General features: G+C 59.1%; 2 pseudogenes. Both read left to right on the top strand.

What is annotated here, in order from left to right:
- Positions 1-4076: pseudogene (locus ACCQ08_RS25845) on the top strand (hypothetical protein); the annotation flags it as partial.
- A gap of 12 nt (positions 4077-4088) precedes the next feature.
- A pseudogene (locus ACCQ08_RS25840) lies at positions 4089-4551 on the top strand (hypothetical protein); the annotation flags it as partial.

Here is a 4551-nt window from a genome sequence, read left to right as displayed (position 1 = left end):
CTCTTGCTCAGGAGCAGGGCGTAAAAGCCACTCAGGCATCCATCAAGTGGCAGGAAACGCTCGACCAGCATCTGACTAAGTCGGAAAAGCTGACTCGGGCTCTGGCTGCCGCTCGGGAGGAGTACAACAATAAGCTGTCATTCGTCCCCCAGGATGACCTCAAGAAGCGCAGCGAATTGGCGCAACAGCTCGCCAAGGTCGAGGCCAGCCTGCGCGACCAGTACAAGGAGAAAGGCCCGAGCAAGACTGGCGGCGTCAGCATGAGCGACACCCGTCTGTCTGGTCTTGAAGCTCAGCTAGAAGCGGCCCGCCAGTACGGCAAGCAGCTGCAGGAGCTGGGTCTCGCGGCAAAGGACCTGAATGCTGGCGAGCGCGAGTCGCTGAAGATCTCCGCCGAGATGGAGAAAGCGACCGATGCGAAGACCGTCGCCAAGCTTAAAAACGCCAAGGCGACTGCAGACGAGTTGGGCGCGCAGCTGCGAAGCAATGAGACCTCCGAAGAGTCGATGAAGGCCAAGGATGCTCTGATCAAGGGCATGTACAAAAGCGCTGAGGCGACAGAGGAGGAAGCTGCGCGCCTTGAAGCGTCTTTGAACGTCTATGGCAAGGCCCGGGTAGAGATCGAGCGCATGACGTTGGCTAAGCTGCAGCAGCAGAAAGCCGACATGGGCTTGATCGCCAATCCCGAGTACATGGCCGCGTTGGACAAACAGATTGCGGGTCAACAGGCAGTGATTGCAGGGCTGGAAAAGCTGGACTTCAAGAAGTTCAGCGAGACCATGGGCAAGTCGCTGGAAGCTGCAAAAGAAGAACTGGCCATCCAACAGGATGGCCTTTCTCTTTTGGGCATGGATGAGGCTGCCCGCCGTAAGATCCTTGCCGTGCGCAAGATCACACTGGATGTCGCCAAGCAAATCGCGGAGGTGGACAAGACCAAGTACAGCGACGACAGCGACGACAACGAGCGCGAGAAGGCCGCCCGCCGCAAGCTGATTTGGGAGAAGGCCGAGGTGGACAAGCAGGTGGCCATCGGTAATATCCAGGAGGAGTACGCGCTCAAGAATTCTGAGAAGTACAACGACATCTTCCGTCAAGGTTTTGCTGACTTCGTGAACAACGGCGCAGATGGTCTCAAGGCGTTTGGCAAGTCGCTCAAGACCACCATTCTGACCTCTGCATCTGACGCCCTTTACCAGGCGTTCGCACAGAAGTTTGTGATGAACGTCGCGGCGAACGTCACGGGCCTGATCGGTGCTGGCGCTGGATGGCTGGCAAGCTTGTTCGGAGGCGGTTCTGATGGTTCAGCCGGCGGCAATGTTGGCAACCTTATCAGCGCTGGGTCTACGGGCTACAACCTGTATACGGGAGAAGGTCTTGTTGGCCAAGGCTCGCGCTATCTAGCCAATTTGGCGGGGTGGGGGAGTGGTAGCGCGCAATGGGGTGCAGCCGGTGTTCAGGCATCTGGCGCCGTGACCACTCCGGTGACTGGCAGCTTAGGGGCGGCAGCGCCACAGGCCTCCTGGGCTTCCAGTGCTTCCCAATGGGTTGCATCTGGCGGCTGGGTCATGGCTGTGCCGCTGATCGCAGCCTATCTGGGCGGAATGTTCAAGGAAGAAAAGCAAGTCGGCAGTGGCATTACTGGCGAATTGGGTGGCGACCTCTACGGCTACCAATTGATGCGCGAAAGCGGCAGCCTTTTTGGCGGTCCGAAGTACCGCTATCTGGTGGCCGAAAAAGAGATCGAAAAGTCCAAGGCTGAAATCGAGCGCCTCAAAAAGGAGATCGCCGACAACCCGACCGATGCGCGAAACGCTTACCGTGAGCGCCAAATCCAGCAGCAGTACAGCCGCTTGGACATGCTCTCGCAGTACGACGGGGCCATTGAAGGTTCCAAGGGCCCGATCAAGATCTTGCAGGATGCCTTCAAGGGCATGCGTGAGGACACAGCCTCTCGGGCTGATAGCTTGGGCCTTGATGGCGACGCGATTCGGGCCATGAAAGTGACCCTGGGCCTGGACGAAATCCACCCAGACACCGGCGGCAAGGGGCTGAACCTGACGGGGCTTTCGCAAGAGGAGGCATCGGCAAAGGTGCAGCAAGCGCTGGCGCAGGCCAATGAGGAATTGGCGCGCTCGGTTCTTGGCAAATGGGAGGAGCAAACCCGCGAAGTGACCCGCATGCAGTGGGATAGGGTCGAGTTGCCATCCGATGGCGACACCCAGCAATACGGTATGGTGGGCCGCGAGGTGACGGAGACGATCACCGAGCAGGTATTCGTTATGAGCGAGTACGTGCGTGCAGGTGAAACGGCTGTGCAGGCGCTTACCCGCCTATCTGACTCTCTGTACAGCGTGAACTCGGTCTTCGACATGCTTGGGCTCACGCTCATGGATACGTCGCTGGCCGGTGCTGATATGGCCTCGGACATCATCGATGCCTTTGGGGGCGCTGATAAGTTCACGGCTGCGACCGGCAACTACTACGACAAGTTCTACACCGACCAAGAGAAGGTGAAGAACCAGACGCGACTGCTCAACGACCAGCTCAAAAAGCTGGGAATCGAGACCATGCCGGCCAGCCGTGAGGCGTTCAAGGAATACATCAACGGGATCGACAAGAGCACGGAAGAGGGCCAAAAGCTCTTTGCCAGCTTGCTGGGTCTCGTGGATGTGTTTGACATGATCTACACCTCTGCCGAGAACATTGCATCGCTCAAGGGCGATCTGCAGATTCAGCTGCTGCGCGCCAAGGGCAACGATGCGGAAGCAACCCGCCTGGAGCGCGCCAAGCAGATTAAGGAGCTGGAGAAGTTCAACGATCCAGAGCTGGTGAAACTGCAGGTTGAGATCTGGGACACCGAGGACAAGGCCAAGGCCGATGAGGCCGCCAAGACGCTGGCCCAGCAGAACCTGCAAGCCGCCATCTCCCGTGAAAAGGAGTATTGGAATCAGTTTGCAGCGGACGCCAAGGACGCCTTCACAAAGGCGTCCAGCTATGTGGACCTGTTCAAGGGCAGTGCCAAGTCTCTGCGTGCGAGCGTGGACGACATGGCGAACTCGCAGGCTGCGGCCGGCATGGTGTACATCGAGCAAGCGCTCGAGAACGCGCGCCGAGGCCTTGGCTTTGGAGACTACGACCAGACGCAAAGCGCGATCAATGCAGCCACTGGTGGCCTCGTCATGGACAACTACGCCACCCAGGCGGAACTTGATTATGACAAGAAGGTTCTTGCTGGCCAGTTGGACGAGTTGGGCGAGTTCGCGGAGTTGGCCAAGACCGATGCGCAGAAGCAAATCGACTTGGCAACCTCGCAGCTTAAGCGCCTGGACGATATCCAGACCTTCTGGCAGACCTTTGGTGAAGACCAGGTGGATGCGACGCTCAGCGTTACAGATGCCGTCAATGCCCTCTATAAGCTCCTGGACCCCAAGGAACAGGAGCGGATTAAGAAGGAGGAGGCTGCAAAGGCTGGGCTGGGCGGCGCAGGCACACCAACCGGGAGCGGCTCGGGTGGAGGCTCAGGCGCGGCACTCGGTGGAACGGTCTCCGGCTCGGTGGGGCGCCGAGTAATCGGCTTCACGGCAGACGGTCGAGCCATGTGGTCGGATGGCACTGTCGAAAAGTATGCCGCAGGGCAGTCCGAGTACGACGGCCATTTGATGATCGGCTCAGGCAACTTGACCGCCGAGCAGTGGGCAGCCATGCAAGCCGGCCAGAACGTCTACGGCAGCGGCTGGGACTGGGATGCGAAGCAAGGCCTGTGGGTGAAGCGCAAGTCATTTGCCGTGGGTACGAACTATGTGCCCTACGACATGACGGCGAACATCCACAAGGGCGAGCGGATCATTCCAGCGGCCGAAAACCGTGCGCTGATGGAAGCAGTTCGCGGCCAGTCTCGTGGTCCGGATACGGCTGCAGGGGCTGCGCGTGTAGAGGCCATTCTCTTGCGCGTGGAAGCTGTAGTGGTTTCGGTCAATGAGCATGCCCGCAAGCTGTCCGACAACTTGGATCGCGTGACCAATGGCGGATCGGTAATAACCGCTGAGGTTGTGAACCGTATTCGCGTTCAACAATAGAAAGGAAGGGGCATGGCGATTGTCTTAGTCCCCATCCCCATCACCGATGCAGCGTTTCGCCCGGGCTCCGTGCCTGAGGTGGACGCTACAGCTGGTGAGGTGGCATGGACATCGGGTCAGGTGGTGGCAGTGGGTGCAGAGCGCGTTTATCAGCGGCGAGTGTGGAAGTGTGCAGTGGTTCCCGCTGACGCGACCGTGCCGCCAAACATCGACCAGCGCGCCTGGGAGGATATGCGACCCAGTAATCGCTGGGCGCCTTTTGATAACGAAGTACAGACCGCAGGGGTAGGGCGCAAGGGATCGGCCAAGTATGTGTTGTTCCTCCGCTTCGTCTCAGGCATTGCCGTGCACAACCCAATTGGCAACCGGCTGACGTTAACCGTGAAGGATGCCGACACTGGGGAGGACTTGAGCCCACCTATTGACCGCTCGCTGCGCGCCTCACGGCCTTCGCTGTGGAATTACCTCTATGGTC

It is taken from the genome of Comamonas sp. SY3, from assembly GCF_041730275.1.
In the GTDB taxonomy this organism is placed as follows: Bacteria; Pseudomonadota; Gammaproteobacteria; order Burkholderiales; family Burkholderiaceae_C; genus Comamonas; species Comamonas sediminis.
Note: the sequence above shows the minus strand (reverse complement) of the source record. Positions and strands in the feature narration are given on the sequence as shown.